This is a genomic window from Shewanella sp. DC2-4 (assembly GCF_013248875.1).
GTDB classification, from domain to species: domain Bacteria; phylum Pseudomonadota; class Gammaproteobacteria; order Enterobacterales; family Shewanellaceae; genus Shewanella; species Shewanella oncorhynchi.
The window spans coordinates 4,846,164-4,869,488 of sequence record NZ_JABRVR010000002.1; the positions used below are offsets into that span (position 1 = coordinate 4,846,164).

The 23,325-nt window shown below is 47.0% G+C and carries 18 protein-coding genes; 11 read left to right on the forward strand and 7 right to left on the reverse strand.

Going from position 1 to position 23,325, the window contains the following annotated elements; genetic code table 11:
• Window positions 1–4 precede the first annotated feature (4 nt).
• Genes HQQ92_RS21955 through HQQ92_RS21970 form a run of 4 tightly spaced genes read left to right on the forward strand, consistent with a single transcriptional unit; the run spans window position 5 to window position 5,442 of the window.
• The gene (locus tag HQQ92_RS21955; RefSeq protein WP_173248396.1) at window positions 5–3,172 is read left to right on the forward strand and encodes an efflux RND transporter permease subunit; all 3,168 of its coding nucleotides are present in this window, start codon (window positions 5–7) and stop codon (window positions 3,170–3,172) included.
• Window positions 3,165–3,533, forward strand: coding sequence for a hypothetical protein (locus HQQ92_RS21960; protein ID WP_173248398.1), 369 nt, complete (start codon window positions 3,165–3,167; stop codon window positions 3,531–3,533). The genes HQQ92_RS21955 and HQQ92_RS21960 overlap by 8 nt, the downstream gene beginning before the upstream one ends.
• Window positions 3,530–5,119, forward strand: coding sequence for a PepSY domain-containing protein (locus HQQ92_RS21965; RefSeq protein ID WP_173248401.1), 1,590 nt, complete (start codon window positions 3,530–3,532; stop codon window positions 5,117–5,119). The genes HQQ92_RS21960 and HQQ92_RS21965 overlap by 4 nt, the downstream gene beginning before the upstream one ends.
• Window positions 5,116–5,442, forward strand: coding sequence for a DUF3325 domain-containing protein (locus HQQ92_RS21970; protein WP_173248403.1), 327 nt, complete (start codon window positions 5,116–5,118; stop codon window positions 5,440–5,442). The genes HQQ92_RS21965 and HQQ92_RS21970 overlap by 4 nt, the downstream gene beginning before the upstream one ends.
• Before the next feature lie 385 nt (window positions 5,443–5,827).
• Here HQQ92_RS21970 and HQQ92_RS21975 read toward each other — a convergent pair whose 3' ends face one another.
• A complete protein-coding gene (locus HQQ92_RS21975) occupies window positions 5,828–7,345 on the reverse strand; it encodes a P-loop NTPase fold protein (protein ID WP_173248405.1) in 1,518 nt (505 codons plus the stop codon).
• A gap of 226 nt (window positions 7,346–7,571) precedes the next feature.
• A complete protein-coding gene (locus HQQ92_RS21980) occupies window positions 7,572–9,104 on the reverse strand; it encodes a DUF3612 domain-containing protein (protein WP_173248407.1) in 1,533 nt (510 codons plus the stop codon).
• Between the two features lie 256 nt (window positions 9,105–9,360).
• On the opposite strand from HQQ92_RS21980, the gene HQQ92_RS21985 reads away from it, so the two are divergent.
• Together HQQ92_RS21985 and HQQ92_RS21990 are read left to right on the forward strand one after the other, a co-directional pair.
• Complete coding sequence (locus HQQ92_RS21985) at window positions 9,361–9,924, forward strand: malate synthase (RefSeq protein ID WP_011845404.1); 564 nt, start codon at window positions 9,361–9,363, stop codon at window positions 9,922–9,924.
• A gap of 286 nt (window positions 9,925–10,210) precedes the next feature.
• Window positions 10,211–11,161: a YeiH family protein gene (locus HQQ92_RS21990; RefSeq protein ID WP_106648891.1), complete on the forward strand. Its 951-nt coding sequence runs from the start codon at window positions 10,211–10,213 to the stop codon at window positions 11,159–11,161.
• 23 nt (window positions 11,162–11,184) lie between these two features.
• On the opposite strand, the gene HQQ92_RS21995 is transcribed toward HQQ92_RS21990, so the two are convergent.
• Together HQQ92_RS21995 and HQQ92_RS22000 are read right to left on the reverse strand one after the other, a co-directional pair.
• Window positions 11,185–11,331: a hypothetical protein gene (locus tag HQQ92_RS21995; protein WP_105253023.1), complete on the reverse strand. Its 147-nt coding sequence runs from the start codon at window positions 11,329–11,331 to the stop codon at window positions 11,185–11,187.
• Window positions 11,332–11,444: 113 nt separating this feature from the next.
• Complete coding sequence (locus HQQ92_RS22000) at window positions 11,445–11,990, reverse strand: LuxR C-terminal-related transcriptional regulator (protein WP_105250726.1); 546 nt, start codon at window positions 11,988–11,990, stop codon at window positions 11,445–11,447.
• A gap of 145 nt (window positions 11,991–12,135) precedes the next feature.
• On the opposite strand from HQQ92_RS22000, the gene HQQ92_RS22005 reads away from it, so the two are divergent.
• Genes HQQ92_RS22005 through HQQ92_RS22020 form a run of 4 tightly spaced genes read left to right on the forward strand, consistent with a single transcriptional unit; the run spans window position 12,136 to window position 17,741 of the window.
• A complete protein-coding gene (locus HQQ92_RS22005) occupies window positions 12,136–13,359 on the forward strand; it encodes a metal transporter (RefSeq protein WP_173248408.1) in 1,224 nt (407 codons plus the stop codon).
• The gene (locus HQQ92_RS22010) at window positions 13,356–14,384 is read left to right on the forward strand and encodes a membrane fusion-like protein (RefSeq protein WP_173248410.1); all 1,029 of its coding nucleotides are present in this window, start codon (window positions 13,356–13,358) and stop codon (window positions 14,382–14,384) included. Before HQQ92_RS22005 ends, HQQ92_RS22010 begins: the two co-directional genes overlap by 4 nt.
• Window position 14,385: 1 nt before the next feature.
• Window positions 14,386–17,439, forward strand: a complete 3,054-nt coding sequence (locus HQQ92_RS22015) for an efflux RND transporter permease subunit (protein WP_173248412.1) — start codon at window positions 14,386–14,388, stop codon at window positions 17,437–17,439.
• A complete protein-coding gene (locus tag HQQ92_RS22020) occupies window positions 17,436–17,741 on the forward strand; it encodes a DUF3240 family protein (protein WP_105250730.1) in 306 nt (101 codons plus the stop codon). The genes HQQ92_RS22015 and HQQ92_RS22020 overlap by 4 nt, the downstream gene beginning before the upstream one ends.
• A 74-nt stretch (window positions 17,742–17,815) precedes the next feature.
• Here the strand turns inward: HQQ92_RS22020 and HQQ92_RS22025 are convergent, their stop codons facing one another.
• From HQQ92_RS22025 to HQQ92_RS22035, 3 genes are all read right to left on the reverse strand, one after another.
• The gene (locus tag HQQ92_RS22025) at window positions 17,816–18,451 is read right to left on the reverse strand and encodes a paraquat-inducible protein A (protein WP_173248414.1); all 636 of its coding nucleotides are present in this window, start codon (window positions 18,449–18,451) and stop codon (window positions 17,816–17,818) included.
• A 113-nt stretch (window positions 18,452–18,564) separates the two neighbouring features.
• The gene (locus HQQ92_RS22030; RefSeq protein ID WP_105250731.1) at window positions 18,565–19,755 is read right to left on the reverse strand and encodes an HD-GYP domain-containing protein; all 1,191 of its coding nucleotides are present in this window, start codon (window positions 19,753–19,755) and stop codon (window positions 18,565–18,567) included.
• 305 nt (window positions 19,756–20,060) lie between these two features.
• The gene (locus HQQ92_RS22035) at window positions 20,061–21,431 is read right to left on the reverse strand and encodes an ATP-binding cassette domain-containing protein (protein ID WP_173248416.1); all 1,371 of its coding nucleotides are present in this window, start codon (window positions 21,429–21,431) and stop codon (window positions 20,061–20,063) included.
• 515 nt (window positions 21,432–21,946) lie between these two features.
• Between HQQ92_RS22035 and HQQ92_RS22040 the strand changes: the two genes are divergently transcribed.
• Window positions 21,947–23,305 (forward strand): isochorismate synthase MenF, encoded by a 1,359-nt coding sequence (locus HQQ92_RS22040; protein WP_173248418.1) that lies wholly within the window; start codon window positions 21,947–21,949, stop codon window positions 23,303–23,305.
• Window positions 23,306–23,325: the final 20 nt, after the last annotated feature.

Genomic DNA, 23,325 nt, shown 5'->3' on the forward strand with positions numbered 1-23,325 from the left:
TGGGATGCTGAAGTTTGGAATTAAACATGGCACCCTACTGTCGGTCATCGTCTTGATATTTTGCGTATTGGGCACGGCTGCCGCACTGCGTATCCCAATCCAAATGATCCCCGACTTAGATGTGCGCACCATCAGCGTGGCCACAGGTTGGCCGGGGGCAACGCCGCAAGACGTCGAGAAAGAAATTCTGCTTGAGCAGGAACGCTACCTGCGCACCCTGCCCAACTTACAACGCATGACATCTTGGGCAGATACGGGTTCGGCATGGATAGAACTCGAATTCCCCCAAAGCACTGAGATAAGCGATGCGCTTATTCGTGTTAGCAATGCGCTCAGCCAAGTATCGTCCTACCCTGAAAACGTCGACCAACCACGGCTTTACAGCAGTTCATATTCAGACAACGCTTTCATGTATTTCCGCCTCGTGCCTGTCGCGGGGAACCCGCTGAATCTAGACATAGACATGATGCGCGATTTTGCTAACGACTTTATTCGCCCACAAATGGAGCGCGTCAAAGGCGTTTCCTCCGTCACTATTCAAGGCGGCGCTGAACGGCAAATTCAAATACGGCTCGATCCCGCCAAACTCGCCCAACGTGGCATCAGCATTATGGACGTGCGCCAAGCCATTCGAGATCGCAACAAGGACACTTCTGCGGGCGATATCGACAGTGGTAAAAAACGTTATTTACTGCGGGTAATTGGCCGTTTTGAGGATTTAAATCAACTTAAGCAACTGATTTTAAAACGCCAAGGTAATACGAATATTCTGCTGCAAGACGTTGCCGAGATAAAACTCGACCACGCCGAGATCCGAGAACTGTCCTTTGCCGAACAAGAACGCACCCTCAGCTTAGCGGTCAAACGGGATGTCGGTTCTAACGTTATCGCCATCAAAGATGCCATGATGCCCGTGATAGCGCAGATCAATCAAAATCAACTCGCCCAGCACGCCATGCAGTTAGAGTTATTCAGTGATGATGTGCGCTATGTGCAAGATTCGGTTGCAAATGTCTGGGTCAATTTAGGCCTAGGTGCCTTACTAGCAACCTTAGTGATGTATCTCTTTTTACGCTCGAATCGAGCCACCCTGATTGGTGTTATCGGTATTCCGCTATGTACCTTAGCCGCCTTCGTCGGGCTGCTGGTGTTTGATCGCACTATTAATGTCATTTCGCTGGCGGGTGTTGCCTTTGCCATAGGCATGACGGTCGATAACAGCATTGTGGTGCTCGAAAGCATTGAACAAGCGCGCAGACGCGGATTAGAGCGTCTCGAAGCAGCCATAAGTGGTATCTACGATGTGTGGCCTGCGGTACTGGCCTCGACACTTACTACAGTGCTGGTGTTTGTACCCATTCTATTTATCAAACAAGAAGCGGGACAACTGTACTCGGATATCGCAATTGCCATCGCTTCATCCATTATCGCTTCTATGCTGGTCGCGGTGTTCATCGTACCCGCCGCTATTGCCCGTTTTGGTTTCGGTAAGATGCACTCGGCGCAGACAAACCAAAGTGAGCCGCCCAAAGCATCACGCATATTGAGCTTAGTCAGCCAACTTGTACTGTCGGCAAGACGCCGCGCCTTTGTGATTGTGCTGTCACTCGTCTCGACGATTGGACTTGCGGCTTGGCTTATGCCTCCGGCCGAATATTTACCCGAAGGCGAAGAACCAAAAGCCTTTACTTCTATGGTCGCGCCGCCGGGTTACAACCTATCGGAAATGGCTAAAATTGCTGAAGAATTAACGACTCAGCTATCCGCGAGAGTCAATGCCGAGGCGGCATCCTTTGAACATGGTGAGCAAAAGATCCCGCCGCTAAAATACTATACCCTCAGCGTGGGTGTCGGCAGTATTTGGGTGATGAGCGAACCCGTTCGCAGCCAAGATATGGATGCCATGATGAGCTCACTCACCGCCTTGTTTGAGCAATATCCTGGCATGCGCGCCTATTCATCGCGGGGTTCCATTATTTCCAGCAACGATGGTGGCACCCGCGCTGTCGCCTTGGATATTTCTGGCCCGAATCAAGCCAGCCTCTATCGTGCTGCCGAAGCGGCGTATCAAGCGGCGGAAAAAGTATTTGCCGAGCCGCAGCTGTATTCTGACCCATCGACCTTGTCGCTAGACCAACCGCTGTGGCAGATCTCCCCTCGCTGGCAACGTCTTGTAGAACAAGATTTTAGCGGCAGCGAGTTTGGCTATGCAGTTTCGGCACTGAGCGATGGCGCCTATGTCGACGAGTTTTTCCTTAATGATAACAAGGTGGATATCTTTCTATTTAGCCTTGCGGGCAATCAACAGAGTCTGTCGCAATTGGCACTCGCGCCGATAGTCACACCTAAGGGTAATGTACTGCCACTGCAAGCCTTAGCCGACATTAGCGAGCAAATGGATAGCGACAGTTTACGCCGCGTCGATGGCCGCAGAACCGTGACTCTTTACATTATTCCGCCGCGTTCCATTGCGTTAGAAACCGCGGTGGCTAAGGTGCGGGAAGAATTAGTCCCCATCCTCTATCAACAGGGTGCTGTCGGCAAAGATGTCAGTTTGGATATTTCGGGCGCAGCCGATCAGCTCGAAGCGACGAAAGCGGCACTCTCCAGCAATTTTCTGGTCGCCGTGTTGATCATCTACTTGTTATTAGTCGCGATTTTTAATCACTGGGGTTATCCGTTATTTGTGCTGATCACTATCCCGCTCGGACTTGCTGGCGGTTTAGTCGGCTTACAAGCGCTTAATTATACTGGCAGCTTATTTGCGTATCTTGGCGGCCAAGGTTGGCACCAACCCTTTGATATGATTACTATGCTTGGATTTTTAATCCTACTCGGCACTGTCGTTAACAACCCGATTTTGATCGTGGAACAGAGCCGTAAAAACCTGCAATCGGGTCAGTTTGGTGTCGTTGATGCCGTCAAATCTGCCGTCGCCAGTCGATTACGACCGATTCTAATGTCTACCGCGACGACCTTGTTTGGCTTATTGCCGTTGGTGTTATTCCCCGGTGCTGGCAGCGAACTCTACCGCGGCGTTGGCATAGTGGTATTGGCAGGTCTTATCGTGGCAACGCTACTCAGCTTAACCTTTTTACCCGCCCTGTTAATCTCTGTGCTATCCCGCACCCACAAGACAAATTCAGCAGAAGTGGCACACCATAATGACTGAAAAAACCAACATGACTCCGCCGTTAACACAAAGACTGATGCGCTGGAAAACGTCAGCCATCTGGAACGATAGCCTGCACATAGGCAATCGCTGCCTCGCAGCAACCTTTGGTGGCTATTTGTTAAGTGCGGTAGCGACTATTTTGCTCGCACAAATCCTGCCGTTATCTCAGGTTGATCGGGTGTTAACCGCCATGATGCTGTCATTTACTGTGTACACCTGCGCCGTGATTTGGGTGTTCAGCGTTAAATCAACATGGCGATACTGGCTGGATTTATTCGCGCTCAGCGGTCTGCTGTATTTAGCTTACCTCGCCGCTAAAGCGTTTGATGTTACAAGTGTTCAAGGGAGTGGATTATGAAAGACTCCTTTTTTCGTTCAATGACTTGGCTACACACTTGGGTTGGATTGCTCACCTGCTGGGTGTTGTTTCTGGTTTTTTTCGCCGGAACAGCGGCCTATTACCGTGCTGAAATCAACCTGTGGATGCAACCCGAAAACCACGGCAGCCAATATGATGCCAATGCGGATAATCAACAATTGATACTCAAGGGCCTCACGTCCTTGGCACAACAAGCGCCTGATGCTGAGTCATGGTGGATTTACTTACCCACACAACGGGTGCCATTACTGACCTATGCGTGGAGCGATCCCGCCGCTGAAGGCCAGCGATTTGGTGATTATCATCAAGGCTTTATTAACCCTGCGACAGGTGAAGCCTTACCTAAAGCACGGGAAAGCCGAGGGGGCGACTTTCTCTATCGACTGCATTTCGACTTGTACTATATGAGTGTGCTCACAGCGCGTTGGATTGTCGGCTTTTGCACTATGTTCATGCTAGTCGCCATCATCAGCGGGATAGTGATCCACAAACGTATTTTTAAGGATTTTTTTAGTTTTCGCCCCGGAAAAGGCCCGCGCTCTTGGTTAGATGCCCATGTCGCCAGCTCAGTTCTCGCATTACCCTTTCATCTTATGATCACTTATACCGGCCTAGTGACTTTGATGTTTATGTATATGCCATGGGGACTTAACACACAATATGGTGATGAAACTCAAGCCTTTTATTCGCAATGGAAACCCATTTACCAAACTCCCGCCGCCACTGGCACGCCAGCCACTATGCTCGATAGTCAGAGTTTACTCAGTGCGATTCACAGTGTCGTGGGTGAGTCGCCACTTGAAGGCTTACAGTTTGATAATCTCAACGACAGCAATGCCAGCGTAACAGTCAAAATCGCCCCTGAGCACAGCTTAAATCAGCAAGCGCCTTGGTATCACTTGTCTACTGTGACAGGTGCTGTGTTGGCGCAGTCGGCTGTGACTTCGGGAGCGAATCAAACCCAAAGTGCCATGATAGCCCTGCACAGTGGTCGCTTTGCTGGCCAAGGCCTACGTTTACTGTATTTACTGGCGGGATTAACGGGCTGCGTGATGATCGCCAGCGGCGCGATTATGTGGGCCGATAAACTGGCACAAAAGCAGCTTAAAAAAGATAAGAATCATAGCGGGCTCACGCTAGTGAACATGTTGAATCTCGCCACCTTTGCTGGCCTACCCATTGCGCTAGCCTGTTATTTTTATGCCAATCGACTCTTACCCGTCACCTTTGCGGATAGAGAGAACTGGGAAATCCATTGTTTCTTTATCAGTTGGGCGTTAGTCGCACTGCTCGCTTGCTTCAAACGAGATAAACAAACATGGCAACGACTTTTTTTACTCACAGCCTTGCTTTATGGTCTGCTACCCCTGCTCAATGCCATGACTTCGCAGTATCAGCTGATAAGCAATCTACAGCGCCAAGCCTATGTTCTCGCAGGATTTGATCTCATGATGCTCGCACTTGCAGCGCTGTTTTACATGGCAGCCAAACGCTTGCGTAGCCCTAAAAAAGTGCTGGTTACACGGGTAACCAAAGCGACGACAGAATTAGGAGTTGAATCATGACAGCCACAGGCGAATTGTTAACCTGTTTTATCGCCATGGGGCTGTTGGCCTTATCTTATTTTAGCCACCACCGCGCCGTGCGTAACCGCCCGTTAACCGATGCACAGGCACGCGGATTTCGCACCGCTGGTACTGCAACGCTCGTCCTGTGCTATTGGCTTGCCTGTCGTCATTACGGCCCAGCGTACGCCAGCGTATTACTGCTCGGCTGGGTATGTTTGAGTTCGATAATTCTAGTGATTTTACTCAGTTACAAACCACGCTGGTTACAGCCCACATTGCCCGCCAGCACCGTAGTGTGTTTGCTCGGATTATTGTATTAACCAATGATTTTAAAAACAAAATTACGTCAACCATGAGCGAGGCTGATTGATAAAAAATCATAGAGTAGGGATTGTGAGATGAGTTCTTTTTAAAGCCATATACACATCGAGTGACGATATCGCTAATTAAGCACTCTCATTCCAGTGACTCGCCGTGAATATATCCCTATAGGCTCGACGGCGGCATCTGATGTAGAAGGACCTACGAATGTCGCGATCACATGGATGTGAAAGAGCGACCATGCCGCCAACGGTCACTTACACGCGAGTGCTTAATCTCGTTAATCTCTGTGTATTTTTGAAGCTTACTATTGTTACATTAATATCCAAATTTTATAAATGGATAGCTCTAAAATGACTTAAGAGTATAGATAAGCGCTTCTTTCTATTTATCAAAAGACACCGCTAGCTCAACCCAGTTTCTATAGTCTTTTTTCTGGGCAGTAAGCGCTAGTAAGGCCTCTTTAAAATGAACACTAAATTCAACTTTTTTTGACCTAGATCTATCATTTTCACTATACAGCTCATTAATGAAATTAGCTTTGTCCCGTGGCTTCCATTCTGAACAGATTTTATTCATATCATTTAAAATGACATACCACCGATTACTTAAATCAACACTGTTTTGAGTAATTGCCTCTCTTGGCAGGAAACCTTGGGGCAACGTCTCAATAGAAATAGGAAAACTCTCTATTGAATAACCTATGCGAACTACCGACTGGTTGAAGTTATGTTCCTTATTAGCTGTTTCCATCCATTCTTCATAAAGTGAATAATGCTTGTCTCTCAATACGAATAAAATTAGCAACAAATAGGGATTCAGCGTTTTGGGAGCATTACTTAGGACTGCCAAAAACTTATCAACCAACTGCTCAGTTTCCCTTAGCGATAGTCTAAACCTATCAGCAACAATAGAAACCACGTTAGTAAAGTCATCCAATTCAGCTAGACTTGGAACATATTCTTTCCATTTAGGATTGTAAGTAACTTTGCTTTCTGCAATGCGACTTACAAATTCATAACGAGAAAGCTCGGTTAAAGAGTAACGGCGCCTGAAGAATCGCCCTAAATAGGTTTGTGCATCAAAGCCTTCTCCATAAACAGCTTTCACTGCATGCTGTAATTGATCCGTATCAGTCGCAACAATAAAGGCAATATTATCGAGCTCAAAAAAGTGCTTCACGACTTCTAACATCTCTACTGCGTAACTTGGACGACAGCGGTCTAATTCATCAATAAATATAAAAGCCGGTGCTTTTAAAGTATCCTTTTTATGTGCAATTACCGCAGTAATTAATTCTTTAATTTCGGATCGTAAATATTCAACCGACTTCAGTTTATCGTTGTGATCTTTCACTAAGCATTGTGCAATAGCTGCAGCAGACTCACTAAAAATATCTGATGAACCTTTGTCATCACTTTTAGGCTCATGTGTAATTTTGTCTTCGATTGAAATGTCATCTAAATTCAATCCAGTTGCCTTTTTAACCAATCCTTTGAGTAAAGCAGGTGCTGCAGCTTTGATAAAACGAGCAGTTTTTTCATTGATATTAGATACTATTTTATTTCCATGAGGTAATTGATCACTTAAAGCGTTTATCAAAGATGAAATCACCGTAAGCATTGGGTCGTCAGAATAGTCCTGCTTCCAAGCATCAATATAAACGACAGGGTGACTCTCTTTAATGCTCTCTATCCAGCGGTTAATGAAATAGGTTTTACCCGATCCCCACTTAGCGTTTAGGTTTAATACATAACCACCATCGATGGCATTACTTGCCAAATAGTTGTGCAAAAATGAAGCGTATCTTGCTCTATTTAATGTGTCTTTTGGAAATAATTCTGTTCCATCAGTGCATAAAATAGGCTTCTGCCAGTTAAACTCTACAATATCATCAGACATAAAATCCCTTTTTATTAATCAGTTACTCATACTTCAGAATAAAGTCGTTATTTTGTTTAACTATCAACTAAATGAGCGATACAGACAAACACAGGAGTCCACAGAGTTAAGCACTCTCATGGAAGTGACCGTTGGCGGCATGGATGCCGCCGTCGAGCCCTCAGGGACGAGTTTACGGCGAGTCACTGGAGTGAGAGTGCTTAACATCAATCCCATCTGCGATACTTTATTCAGTACCATCGCACTGTGACTTACCTGCTTGATAGCAACTGGGTTGACGTGGACATACGGCGCCGCGAGAGCAAATAAGGCGGGCATCGTTTTTAATCCCGCGCTCTATCCAGTTGATATTGAGGATTTTTGCGACGCTCACCAAATCGCTTTTAATGTGTTTGGGAATAGCGACTGAACCGCCGCTGGCGACACAGGCATCTTTCAGGTCGTGGGCGATAGACAGGGCATCTTTACCCTGTGCTTCAATCGCTGGATTTAAATCTATGCCGGCACAGAGGACATGGGGATTGCCTGCCGAGTCTTCGACTTTAATTGACTCGCAGCAGTAAATGCGTGGTTCGTTGCCGACGTTTAAAATCGAAATCTGTGCCGAAGTACCGACCGTCGGCTCACTGATCATCCTAAAGACGGCCCAATGCTGACAAGGGTCTTCTACTAGTCGCATATTGCCCCAAGGCAGTGGAATACCGTTACCACGGTAAACCGCCTTGAGCTTGCCTGGTGCGTAAGCGTCGAAATAATGCCAATGAGGATAAGGAGATACCACTGTCATGCGCCGCATGGCGACTGAGGCTGACACTTGCAGTTGCTTGTGTACTTCAATCTCATAGCCGTGGCGGTCGAGTAATTGGCGATAAGGCACTTTAGGACACAGCAGCGCACCGGCGAAGAAGCTCGATTCAAAATCGCGCCACGCATGCAAGATATCCTGCGCGTTCAAGGTATTGGACTGCATACCCGCCTCTTCATCCACTTCTAATTTGCGGCCTGAGATCATCACACTCTTGAGGCCGTCCTTGTTGTGCAACACGCAATGACCTATGTGCACGGCTAAATCATATTTGAGTCTGTTGGGGCGATTTTTGAGGATTTTATTTACATAAATCGTGCTCGGCGGCTCAATAAATGAGGTGACCAACTGACGCGAACTCACGCCCATTTCATCGATAACTTCCTGCGGCATACTGTCTATCCACTTGATTTTTAGTCCCATTCCCTTAGCGATATCCAGCATATCGTCCAGAGATAAGGGCATACGTTTGAGGCCGACTTCTTCGGCGGCACGTTCAAGATCGGGGAAATGATTTTGATGGTGTTCTTGATGGGCGCGGATCAATAAATGGGCAAACTGCCGACCTGAGATCCCTGTCTGCGACAGCATCTCAGGTATCGCTATTTGTAAAATATCATTGGAAAACAAAAAGCTAGGTTCGAGTGCCATACCGCTTATGCCGCCACGTCGGCCCTTGTCTGGCGTAATGGCGTTTTCTTCGGGCACATCGTCTAAGAACCATTCGGCGTCTTTTTGAAAAACCGCGGCGATGACTGCCAGCATTCCGGCACTCGGCACACGCTTGCCACGTTCGATCATCGACAAATATGACACAGAGGGCGCACTTCCCGCGTCGACTCGAATGCATCGTGCCGACAAATCTTCCATAGTTAAATTATTACGTTTCCGTAGGTTACGTATTTTTGTGCCTAGGAAATGTGATTTTCTCATCAAGCTCTGGTCATTGCGCATTTTGTAAAATTCACAGTGTAAAATTTTTATTGTGAAATTGTAGTCAAAAAAAGACTAGACTACAAATCAAGCAATCAAGGAAAGGCTAATGCGAACAAGCTAAGCCATTCCAGTACAAAAAATGTTTAACCACTCCCACTTAAAGTGGCTAAGCACTCAAAGCGGACAAACCAAATTGAAGACAAACTTTGATAAGCCAAAAGTTAAATCAAAACCCTGAATTTTTTTAAAATTGAAAGAGTGAGAGGAACAAGCGATGAATATGTCAATTATCAAGAGCAACCAGATCCAACCGAATCTAAACAGCCTCATCGCAGAAGAAGTGCTAGCCGTGGCCCAAGTGAATGTCGCCGAGCACGAGAAGATCGCTAATGCGAAACAATTCCTCGACCGCCTCTTTCCACTTAACTCTGGTTCACACCAAGATGTGAGCAGCTATGTGGTTTACTACCAACACCTGTTGGCCTTTTTTGCCGACGGCAGCCACAGTGGTTTACGTCAGCCAAAACAGTTTGTGGCCTTTAACGGCACTAAAGATGCGCCTTGCGCCATAGTGTTACAGGACCTAGGTTGCCACGTTGAACTCAGTTTCGACCGCAGTGGCATGATAGGTGCGAGAGACGTTGCCAATCTGGAAGATATCCAAATCGGAACGTCATTAAACATGGTAGTCGGAACACCAGAGTCACGTTCTGCCGCATCGCGCCATTGGCTCAGCCTATTACATGCGGGTATGTCCAGCGCTAACGACACCCAAGATAAGTTGTTTACCGCAAAGGATGGCAGCGATTACAACTTGAAAAGTATCGTAAATTTATAATTTCACGCTTTGTAACCTCGCCATTTATTATCTAGCCAAGAAGATGAACTGAGCTCAGTTCATCTTCTGCGATTTACCCTCCTACTTTGCCAAATCTTCTAAGAGTCAATAAAACTGATTAACTAGATAAGTTTAATTGATTTTATTGAGGCTCATACACCCAGCTATAATGCCCTCTTGCATCTGTCTCCATGATCAATCCAATTGATCGCCATTTTGTATCCGTCGCTTAATGTGAAGATCTGTGGTTGGAACGATAAACCGAATCGCTCGAGCCTAAGGCGTTATGAATTCTTCATCGACATCACAGCAAGATAATAAGACTCATCGCATCGTTTTCATCTGTGCGGGTTTGTTATGCCTAGCGCCTTTTATCTCATCGCCCATGGCGCTAGTGCTCGGTTTTACCTTAGCCAGCCTTGGTTGGGTGCCAGTGCAATGGAATATCGCCGCACTTACCAAAAAACTCCTGTCTTATTCGATCATTGGCTTAGGGTTTGGAATTAACTTAAACGCGGCGATCGAGGCGAGCACCCACAACTTCGGCCTGATTGTTGGCTCAATTTTTTTCACCCTCAGCTTAGGATTTGTGCTCACCCGCGCCCTGAAATTTGATCATGTCACGGGCCACTTAATCGCCTCTGGTACCGCTATTTGCGGTGGCAGCGCCATTGCCGCAGTAGCTCCGGCCATCAATGCGCGTAACGATCAAACCGCCACTGCGTTAGCCTGCGTATTTGTGCTCAATTCAGTCGCGCTATTTTTATTCCCCGCACTCGGCCACTTGCTCAATATGAGCCAATACGATTTTGGCGTGTGGAGTGCCATCGCCATCCACGATACTTCGTCGGTTGTCGGCGCGGCTTCGGCCTACGGCGATGAAGCCTTAAAAACCGCAACCACTATAAAACTCGCCCGCGCCCTGTGGATTATCCCGATCGCATTGGTCAGCGCTATGTTGTTTGGTGGCGATAAGCGCAAGCTTAACCTGCCGTATTTTATCGGTTTTTATTGTTTAGCTATTGCCGTGGCCCATTGGTTGCCACAATTCCACGCTGTTTATGACACCTTATTTATGGTGTCGAAACGGGCATTAGTCCTGTGTTTGTTTTTGATTGGTGCAGGAATTACAGTGCAGAAAATGCGGGCGAGTGGCCCCAAACCTTTGTTGCTTGGGGTGATGCTGTGGGCAGCGATTGGTATCACGTCTTTAGTGTATATTCTTTATTTTCAATAGCTAAGATTTAACTCAAAGCCAATCTACTCTGCCGTCGGCTTCATTCGCCAAGCCCAGTAGAGGACGCCAACAAAGGCGGAGAATTCGATAAGTGAACGCACGAGTCCTGTGGTTTGCGTCGAAGCGACCAAGGCAATCAGGCAAAACACGATAATCAGCCAGTTTTTCAATGGCATCTTCCTGCAAACTTAGGGGATGCTCATTATTGTTTAGAACTAAAAACTCAGCAAATATCGATTTTCAATAACAAATAGCTATAACAGCTAAGCCAATCCTGCGTTGATTAAGCCGCCTTAGGGCTTGATGCCGCTTCATTCGCAGCAAGATCTTGATTATGTTCTTGAATAAAATCTTCCATAAACCAAGCACAAAAAGTATGGCGTCCATCGACTGCCGCTTTACCGTAAATGGTCGATGCCTGTTGTCTGACGGTTTTTTCTTTAGTCTGGCGCACTTCAGCAATTTCTTTAAAGCTTAAGCCCTTAAGTAATAAAAATGCCACTTGCTGCTCACTCTTAGTAAAGCCCCAAGTCTCGAATTGCTGCGACACAGCTTGGCTGTATTCTTGTCTGGCAGAGCGCATTTGCGTCGACATATTGTCGATTTTTTTATCCGCATGCTCCAACCGTTTAGCCAACGCTTTCACTTCGCGGGAGCGACGAATAAGGTCATAACTTAAGTACATGGCACCAATCACAGTGAGCACTAATAACATGGCTTCCTGGGCAATATGCCATTGGGGAATGCCCAATTGAATGTCGGAAGTGATGTCAAAAAGCTTAAAGCATATGATCAAGGCCAACAGACCAATAATGACAAGATCCTTCATCGAAAAACTCCTAAATAAAAGCAAAATCAACCCATTAATTTATGGGACATATGTACCATAGACGGTTTTATGATACATGTCCCCCACGACTTTCGCCCACAAATCCCTACACTGACAGCACACTTTATTACCATAGAATCGTCCTATGTCTGTCAGTACGTCTTGTATCAAGTTATGTCTGTTGACGACCTTAGTCAGCAGCAGTTTCCTGTGCCACGCCGCTAATTCCGAGCTATCTCAAGCACTCACCACCAGCCAAGCAAGATTACATTCTCTATCTCAATCGGGCGGCCAGTTACCGCAATCACAAATAAGCTTAAGCAGCTCATCTTGGCTCAATGGCCTGCCGAGCATTAGCTTGAGTCACTTAGGTAACCTAGATAATGGTAACAGCTACGAGCAGGAACTCTCACTCAATTTGCCAATAAAATCCCCTGCTTTGCACAGTAGCGATAAGCAAATTAAACAGCTCACCCAAGGCATTCAGGTGCAGCAAGCTTCGCTGCAAGGCCTGTATTTATCGGGATTATTGCGACAAAGCCTGTGGGAACATCGTCTTGCAGCAGTGAAACTGGCCCAATTAGATCGCAAGAGCCAATTACTCGACAAGCTCCATAGTCAGCAAAAGCAACTCACAGATGCGGGCGAATTGCCGATTGCCCACATACTCTTGTTAGAACGCGAACTGGTGGATATTGCACTGGAGCGGGTCGATCTTAATCAACAACAGGCTGAGGCGCTTGCCCTCTATCAACAACTAACCGGACAAGAGCAAATACCGCAGAACATAGCCGAAACCGCGCGGCCACTTTCTGCCAACAACCAACCCAATGATATGCTCGCGCAGCATCCATTATGGCAACTATTGAGCCTGCAGAAGCAGCAACAGCTGTTGATCATCCAGAGTCAGCAAGCAGGGAATAACGATCCTTGGGCAGTCTCACTCACGGCCAAAAATACCGCCGATAATCAAGTCGATGATCAACAGCTTGGCATCGCCGTTTCTGTACCACTGACCTTAGGTTCTGCCCTATCACAAACCGAATTATCCCAATGGCAACAAGCCAATACCGAGCACACGCTCAACCTCGACCGTACCTATATCGAGCTAAAAACTCAGCTTAAAAAGCTAGAGCAACAGCAACAAAACTTACTCGACCAACAAACATTGCTAACCCAAGCCTTACACCTTAGCCGCACCATCACTGAAGAGCTGGCCAAGGTCAAAGACCAAAATCAAGTTAGCTACGAAGTCTGGCTGCGCCGCTATATGGATGCCCTCGATACCGAATCCCGCTTAGCACTGAACCAAGTCGCGCAGCAACAACTGCACTCCCAACAACTGCAAGCCTTAGGAATTTCATTATGATGGCCAAGTACGGCGCATGCCTTTTCTGTTTATCCGCCAGTGTTGCTAGTTTAGTGCAGGCTGAATCCCTAACAATTAGCTCCCTCGGTAATCTAGACCTGAGCTACGTGCAACCACAGAAAATCGCCAGTTATGAGGGCAGCCCCTTGCCCGCGCAGGTTGAAATCCTCCCCGGTAACGATTATTGGATCAGCACGCCGGAGAATATCCAGCAGATCAGCTTTCTCGTCGGCCAAGGCCAGCTCGTCACTAAAGGCCAAGCAATAGTTAAACTGACTGGGCCAGAAGTGTTCCACTACCTCGCCCAAGTCGAAGCTGCTGGCAGCTTATATCAACTGGCAAAGAGCCGTTATGAGCGCAATAAACCCTTATTAAACAATGGCAGTATCAGCGCCGAAAAATGGCGCGAGATCAGCCAAGACTACTTCAGCACTCACCTCGAATACGAGCACATGCAGCATTTTATGGAGATAGTCAAAAGCACAGATGCCGCCACAGACTCCCTAGTGGTAGGCACGCCAGTGGCGGGGATCGTTAAACTCAACCAAGTGAATGGGCCTTATATGGCGGGTTCACAGCTATTCTCACTGGTGCCCAGCGACAGCATTCGCGTCAAGGTCAGTGTGCCAATGAGTCAGTCGCACTCACTTTCGGCGGTGAATATCAATCAGTGCCATATCGCCATTGAGTCCGTGTCGGCCATCGCCGAAGGTGCTTTTGTGACCGCTTGGTCATCACCCGTACCGCAGGAGTGTAACTTACTGTTAGGACAACAAATCACTGTGATACCCGAGTATCAAAAGGCAGTGTATTTATTGCCTAAAAATAGCGTATTCAGTTGGGAGCAAGACAGCCAAGTCTTCACTAAAACCGCAGACACGCTCACCTCGATTACAATCGATATTCTTGGCTCAACCCCTGAGCAATATATCGTTGAAAGCGATCAAGAACTCAGCCAAATCCAAGTGTTATCCCAGTCAGTTGCTGCAGTCAAAGGCATAATGCTTGGCCTAGGAGGCGAATAAGATGTTGACCTCAGTCATCCGCTTTTCGCTTACGCAGCGCTTATTTGTGCTGATTGTGGCGCTGATCATCATGTTAGCGGGAGCACGAGCCTGGTTTTCCATTCCCTTGGATGCCTTTCCCGATATTTCGCCCACCCAAGTGAAGATCATCCTCAAGGCGCCCGGCATGACGCCGGAGGAAATCGAAGCGCAAATTACCGTGCCGATTGAAACCGAACTGCTAGGCATTCCCCATCAATCGATTCTGCGCTCAACCACTAAATACGCCATCAGCGATATCACCCTAGATTTTGACGAAGGCACAGATATCTATTGGGCGCGCCAGCAGGTGAGTGAACGCATCGCCGCCGTGTGGGACAGTTTCCCTGAAGGTGTGACGGGCGGCGTAGCGCCTATGAGTACGCCACTCAGCGAAATCTTTATGTTTTCACTCGAAAATCCCAATCTTTCGCTGATGGAAAGACGGCAGTTGCTCGAATGGGAAATCCGTCCGCTACTGCGAACCGTTGCAGGTGTCGCCGATGTGAATATCCTCGGTGGCTATGCCAAAAGCTTTAGTGTGACCCCCAAACCTGCGGCTATGGCGGCCGCAGGTGTAAGTTTTGCGGCGCTGCAACAGGCGATAGTGGAGAATAATCACAACGAAGGTGCGGGCAAGCTCACCATTGGTACAGATACCATCATAGTGCGCGCCGAAGGTCGCATCGATGATATCGACGAGCTCAAACAATTAGTGATCAAAGCCGATGATGCCAGAGTGTATCGACTGCAGGATTTGGCCGATATTCAAATTGGTCACTTAGCCCGTTATGGCGCAGTCACTAAAGACGGTAACGAAACCGCCGAAGCCTTGATCATCGCCCTGAAAGACGCCAATACCGCACAAGTAGTCAAAAACATTAAAGAAAAACTCGATCAAATCAGCCTAACCTTGCCAGAAGGGAGCCAGATCAACACCTTTTACGACCGCGCGAATCTGATCAATACCGCGATTGAGACCATCTCCAATGCCTTGTTCGAAGCCGTAGTGTTGGTGATCATCTTACTGGCGCTATTTTTAGGCAACGTGCGCGCCGCATTGGTCGTGTCACTCTCGCTGCCTCTTGCCGCGTTGATGACGTTTTTGATGATGGATTACTTCAATCTTTCTGCGAACTTAATGAGCCTAGGCGGACTAGTTATCGCCATCGGCATGTTAGTGGATTCATCTGTGGTCGTAGTCGAAAACATGGTGAATCTCATCGCTACTAAGCAGAGATTGCCGCGGCTGCATTTGATTTTTCGCGCGACTAAAGACGTTGCCATTCCCGTGGTGTCGGGCACAGTGATCGTCATGATAGTGTTCTCACCCTTGCTGACCTTGAGCGGGCTTGAAGGCAAGCTCTTCACCCCAGTTGCGGTCACTATCGTGTTTGCCATGCTGTCGGCGCTGGTGTTGTCGTTAACTGTTATTCCGGTTATCGCTTCTTATCTCGTCAACGAAAAAGCCGCCAAGGAACCTAAGGCGATTGAAAAGCTTAAACAGCTTTATCTGGCCAGCCTCAAGAGCACGTTTAGCCATCAAAAACGCTTTATGGTGATCGCCTTTAGCTTGCTTATCGTCAGCTTAGGCTTGTTCGGGTTAGTGGGAAAAACCTTTATGCCGACCTTAGATGAAGGCGACATTATCCTGCAGCTGGAGAAATCCCCGTCGATTTCACTCGAAGCTTCGATTGCCATCGACAAGCAAATTCAGCAAACCTTGCTGGCTAAAGTTCCTGAAATCAAACAAATGGTGGCGCGTACTGGCGCGGATGAAATCGGCTTAGATCCCATGGGGCTCAATGAAACCGATGTATTCTTAGAACTTCTGCCCCGCAGCGAATGGCGCTTTGCCAATAAAGAAGCGCTTATCGATGCGATCCGCACTGTGTTATTGGACTATCCCGGCGTTAATTTTAACTTCACTCAACCGATACAAATGCGTGTGTCCGAAATGCTCACTGGTAGTATTGGCGACGTGGCGATTAAGGTCTTTGGTAATGATATCGACACCTTAGGCCAGCTCACGAGCCAGATCCAACAGCTCGTTAATGCCACCAGCGGCAGCGTCGATGTGAAAATGGCGATGATCGAAGGCAGTCCTTTTATCAACCTCACCTTAGATAACGAGCTCGCCCGTGGCTTTGGTATGAGCACTATGGAGTTTGCTCGCTACCTGAAAAGCCAGCTCGAAGGCGTGATCGTGACCGAAGTGCTGCAAGGTAAGAAGCGCACGCCCGTGCTGATGGCTAATAATCAGAGCCACTTAAGCAGCATCAATGAGCTTAAAAATCAGTTACTGGTGATGCCAGATCACTCCTTAAAACGCCTGAGTGATGTCGCCACCTTAAGCTATAAGCAAGGCCCCATCCTTATCGAGCGTGAGCAAGGGAATCGCTTTTCAGTGATCACCACCAACGTGCAGGGTCGCGATATTGTGAGTTTTGTAGAAGAGCTCAACGCTAAAATCGCAAAGGAAATCAAACTCCCGAGCGGTTATAGCGTGAGTTTTGGTGGCGAGTTTGAAAACCAGCAGCGAGCCACCAGCAATTTACTGTTAGTGATCCCCATTGCTATCGCACTGATCACTTTGATTTTATTCACCACATTTGGCTCACTGGCCAAAGCGGGCTTAATCCTCGCCAACGTTCCCTTCGCTATGATGGGCGGCATAGTTAGCCTGTATTTATCGGGGGAGTATTTGTCCGTGCCCGCCTCAGTTGGCTTTATCGCCCTGCTCGGCGTCGCTGTGCTCAATGGCGTGGTAATGGTCAGCTATTACGAACAAACCAAGCACATGTTCAGTAATCTGCGCGAACGGGTAGAACAAGGTGCGGCGCGGCGTTTACGCCCCATTTTGATGACGGCGACAACGGCCATGTTTGGTCTTATGCCGCTAGTGTTTGCCTCAGGTCCTGGGGCTGAAATTCAAAAACCTTTAGCGATTGTGGTGATTGGCGGTCTGCTCACTTCAACCATTACCACACTGTATTTACTGCCAATTCTGTATTTTTGGCTGGAGAAACGTAAATGAGCACAGAACAACTGTTAGTACTGATCGCCCAAAATGATATTAAGGACGACATAGTCGATACCTTGATAGAGTTAGAGTTTCTATCGGGTTTTAGCCTAGGGAATATTTGTGGTTTTAGCCGTGAACACAGCCATTTTAATATCAAGGAACAAGTGGAAGGTTATCGGGAGTTTTGCAAATTCGAAATCATGCACCCCGTTGCACAACAAGCCGCGCTGCTCGCGGCGCTGGCGTTGGTCTGCAAACATAATCCCTGTCGCTATTGGATTATGCCCATTTATCAAAATGGCACTTTGTCCTAACTCACTGCGCCATTAACCGCGTTAAATCTCGGCATCCGGCCTTATCGCTAAGGTCGGGATGCCTTATAAAATAGCTACAAAATTGGCGTTGGACGCCGCACTAAAAAACCACTCAGGATCGATAAAATGCAGTAAGCGGTAAAGAAGTAAAAACCATTTTCAAATTGCGCCTGTGTTTTTAGCATTTCCCCCATGCCACCTGAGGCGTTCCCCGCCATAAAGGTGATGATCAGCGCTACCACAAACACATCGGCCATCGACCACTTGGCGAGTGCATTGACGACAGCATTAATCCTCAGTTTCAGGCCAATCGAGCTAACACATTGCTGTGCCAACATTAAGCTCAACTTCAAGGCAGGCACTATCACACTGAATAACATGACTAATCCCGCGACGAGCCCATTACCAGAGTGATAAAGCTCGGTCACTGTTCCCCAAATACTACGAGTCTTCTGCAACACTTGGACTTCACCTTTAAGGCTATTAAACCCAAGCAAACCACTGACCATACTTAACATGCCGCGGGCACTGTCACGCCCAGAGTCCTCATCAAAGCTTTGGGCAACTTGCTCTATGCCTTGTTCCGCCAGCTTGGCCTTATCGATACTGCCGCTGATACTCAAAATAGGTTGAGTCACCCCAGGGATTAACAAAGCCAAGGATAAGATAATGATAAAAATAGGAAATAGAGATTTCATAGCACTGTTCATAGCATTGCTCGACCAGAGAAATACTTTCAGTTTACGGTTTTTAGCTCAGGCTCTGCAATCATTCACACCAGCCATCGACTCAGATGACCGGCATTTAAGGTAGGATTTGAGGATTAATAGAAAGGAGTCGGATCGATATCTAATGTACTCGGTGACACACCGCGTTCAATATAAAGTTCAGATTTTAATAAATCCACCATAGCGACATCAGTGTAACGTTTTACTTTTAAAGAATAAAAACACTTTACGATTGGATGTAGCGCATCCCTATCTTTCGAGGCCCAAACAATACCAACACGACCATCCGACAATTCAACTAAGGAACCCACAGGGTAAACACCAATACAACGAATAAACTCATAGACCAATTCTTGATCCAAATGGAATGGCGTCAGACTGAGTAAAATTTTAAAGGCCGCGGCAGGGCTCATCGCCTCTTTATAACATCGCGTCGCTGTTAAAGCATCGAAGATATCGACTATACAACTCATACGGCCATGGCGGGGGATTTCATCACCCTTCAAACCCCTTGGATAACCTCTGCCATCTAATTTTTCATGGTGCATTAAGCAGATATCTTTACTGATCTGCGACAGACCAGTAGTTTCGTTCATAATTTCAAGCGCATACACTTGATGCAGCTTCATATGTTCGAACTCTTCCGGCGTCAGTTTGCCCGGCTTATGCAGCACTTTATTGTCGACTTTAATCTTGCCAATATCGTGCAAAATCCCGCCGACCGCCATTTCCCGTAACATGACGCGATCTAGCTTTAAGTATTTACCAAAGGTAACCAGTAGAAAGGCGACATTCACTGAATGTTCAAGTAGATAGGCATCTTTTGAACGGAGTGCAGACATACATTTAAGCGCATCAGCATCCAACATCACTGACTCTATCATGGTATCGGCCAACGCTTCGAAGGGGGCAACTTCGATGGCTTTACCTTCGAAGGTCTCAGATAAGACTTTACGAATGAGGTCTTTCGCTTCGGTAAGCATGACTTTAGCTTGAGCTTGTTGCTTATCTCGGCTAATGAGCGCTTTTTTATTGTCGGTTTGATTATCGTTAGTGATTTTTTTCTTTAACCCACAATGTTCAGCCGAACGATCAGCGTCTACCCAAACAAATTTAATACCGCTTTTAGCTAACTTTAAAATCGCATCCTTGTGTTTAATTTGTCCTGCATTTGCAATAGCAAGTTGACCTTTATCATTTTTGTCTATGGCACTGACAAACATACCCAATGTCAGCTGTGACACTGGTAATTTGATAAGTTCAACTGATTCTGCCGACTCACTCATATCTACAACCCCAAGGATGATGTGCCTGAATAAAATATCAACTTAACCATACGACATTAAAGCGACTTACGCTCAAATGTTCTGTTGTTATTTTTGATTATTATAGAACAGACGTGAGGGGCATTCTAAGACGAGGATTAGAAAATCACCATAGACTTTCTTGGTAAATAAAGGGGCTTAAACAAGATACGATGAAATCAGAGCTTAGGCGTAGATTAGACTCATTTCAATCTCTCATTATTTCAACAAATGCCTAAGGGCTAGGCATTCAAAACCTGCGACCCTCACGCGCAAAAAGCTCACAACTACCCCACATAACGCTCAGCCATTTCAGTTGACTCTTCCACCAATAAACCATTGCGTAAACTCAGTTGCCGTGACACAGCACTGTGTTCAATGCTTCTGTGAGTGCTGAGCAAAATAGCGCAACCTTGGGAGCTTAACCGCTTTAGCAAGTACCACACTTTGCCGTAGTAATGCTTATCCATCCCTGCCAATGGATCGTCCAAAAGCAGCACCTTAGGGCGTAGGCAGGCGAGTGACGCTAAGGCAATCAAGTGCTGTTGGCCGTAGGATAATTTGTGGGGCGACAGATGGGCTAAGCTAAATAAATCCAACTCGTCCAACATTTGCACCGCTCGCTCTTTGGGGAGCTCAAAGCGCCTAAGGCTAAACTGCATTTCGGCTAGCACGTTAGACTCGAATAATTGTCGACTCGGCCTTTGCATCAATAGTCCCAATTCAGCGCCATAAATCCCCAATTTAGGCCTTCGCCCTAGCACTTTAAGGGGAAGACGCTGCCTTAAACTGTGCACGCCCGCTATGGTTTTCAATAAACTCGTTTTACCAGAGCCGTTGTCGCCCACTAAGGTCACTATCTCCCCCGCTTGCAATTGAAATCCTTGTGGACACGCAAATAACGTGGGACAAGCATCGAACCCAAAATCAAAGGCTTCGGCACTGACCAAGACTTTACCTAAATGCTCAAACTTAGCCTGATTTCGCCACGCAGGCGCTTCAATTTGCGGCGCATCGCTCACTGTATAGATGCCTTCGGACAACTTGCCAGCCTCTAACTGCCAATAATGCTGAATAATCTCGGCGAATGCCGAAGCGTTATGCTCAACCAATACTAGCGCCATACCATCTTGGATAAGATTGCGAAGCACGACCAGCAGCTCACTCACACCGTGATCATCGAGTTGTGCCCAAGGTTCATCGAGCAGCAGTAAATGCGGCTCTGATACTAGTTGGGCGGCGATCATTAAGCGATATTTTTGACCGAGGGAAAGCGTGCTGACTTGGGTATCGAGGCGCAAATACAAGCCCACGCGCCGCAGTGCTAATTGCACTTTAGGTAGTATTTGCTCGGCGGGAATACCGAGGTTTTCTAAGGCGAAAGCCACCTCGGCACCAACAGTTTGCCTTAGTAGCTGAGTTTGTGGGTCTTGCATTACCAGACCCGTAACCAATTGAGGATAACGCCAGATGTCACCTTCATGCGGGCGATTTAACACGCCCGCCAGTAGGTTTAGCAGACTCGATTTTCCTGAGCCCGTAGGACCGCTCACGCAATGACATTGGCCAGTGCCAATCGCCAAGTTAATTTCCTGCAATACCGTCGGTAACTGGCTGCCATAGTTGAAGCTAACGCCTTCGAGATCTAAGAGTTTCATGCTATATCTGCCTATAAAGATCTAACGAACAGCCTATGACAAGGCTTCACCCTACTTGTCTTTTCATTCCCACGGCGAGTCATACGTTAATAGACATCTAACTTGTCACGTAGAAAATTTAAGATGTGCCAGCTATTGTGGACCGCGATTATTCTGTCTCAACCGAAAAACGTTTAAAAACCAACCTAGATCGACTAATTACGACAAAGGGAAAGTACATTTAGCGACTAAGAGACAAAATGTCCACCGAGGGTGACTTGCCCGACAAAAAGACCCACTCAAGTCACATTTTTTATCAGCGTAAAATGAGACTATGGCGAAAGTCACACGATAGGGCCTTACATCTTGACACACTCGACCGTGGCCTTTAATTTGAGCGAAAGATTCTTATTTACAGACTAAAATCACTACAGATAAATGGCTTGTAAAAGAGGACATTAACCTGAGTCGAATTTACTGACGCTGACAGAGTGACCTTCAGCTTTCGCCTTCATCCGTTATCTTTGGAGTTCTATTTGCCCGTTCATGCCCTGTCTGAAGACCTTAAGTCTCTCATCGACAAACTCATTCAATTAAAGCAAGTTCCACCGACGGAACCGATAGTGCAGTTGTCACTAAACACTGTCGCTATGCCTTTAATTTCATGGCTGGCATCCCAGACTCAATATCCAAGGATCTACTGGCATGGGCGCGACAGAATCGAAGAAGTCGCGGCGATAGGGGCGTGCAAAGACTTTAGATTTGAAACCGGAATCAATGATCAGCAACTGGCCATGGCCTACCAAGAGCAGCGAGCCTTATCGACGAATCAGAATATTCGCTACTATGGCGGTGTTGCCTTCGATCGCACTATAGAGTCTTGGCCTGAGTTCGGTAATAGCCGCTTTATCCTGCCGCGCATTGAATTTAGACGCAGTGGGAACAAATTTAGCCTATTAGTGAATCTTAATTTTGCTGATAATGATCACCATAGCGAGATAGATAAGGCCATCGGCGCTATCGAAGCCGTCATGCCTGCTAAGCCACTCTCGCCACCTAAAAAGATCGTTCCACTTGGGCGCAGTGACAAACCTGATTTTGAACGTTGGAAGACATTAGTCGAGCAAGTGGTGGATCCTAAGTTCAATCAAGATACCCCAAAAGTCGTGTTATCCCGTTTAACACAACTTGAAGTCAACGAACCTATCGATCCTTGGATGGTGCTGGCTTGCTGGCAGGGCCGTAATCCCAATAGTTTCCAGTTTGGCTTTCAATTTAGTCCAGATCGCACTTTTATCTCTTGCTCACCAGAGCGTTTATTCCGCCGCCGTCAGCAGGAGCTATTTACCGAGGCACTTGCTGGTACTACGGTACGCGGTCTCAATCAAGAAGAAGATATTGCGCTGGCGAACGCTTTATTAGAAGACAACAAAAATAGCGTTGAAAACCAACTTGTTCGCAGTCACATAGTGAATATGCTCACGCCGCTGAGCAATTATGTTGGCGCCGATGAATTAGCGACTATTTTTAAACTGAACCATATTCAACATTTACACCGTGCAATTCGAGCCGAATTGAAGCCGGGCGTGAATGATTTCCAACTGTTGCAAGCCCTGCATCCTACTCCTGCAGTTGGCGGCTTGCCGCGATATTCAGCGCTAAACTTTATTCGTCAACGTGAAGGTTATATTCGTGGTTGGTACGCCGGTGCCTGCGGCTATTTCAATAAATATGAGAGTGAGTTTTCGGTAGCGATCCGCAGTGCGCTGATCGAACCCGGTCGGATTAATCTATTTGCGGGGGCGGGAATTATTGCAGGTTCTGAGCCCGAAGCTGAGTGGCAAGAGCTTGAAAATAAACTCGCAACCATAATGTCGATTCTATTCGAAATGTAATAAGCCTAGTAAAAATTAAG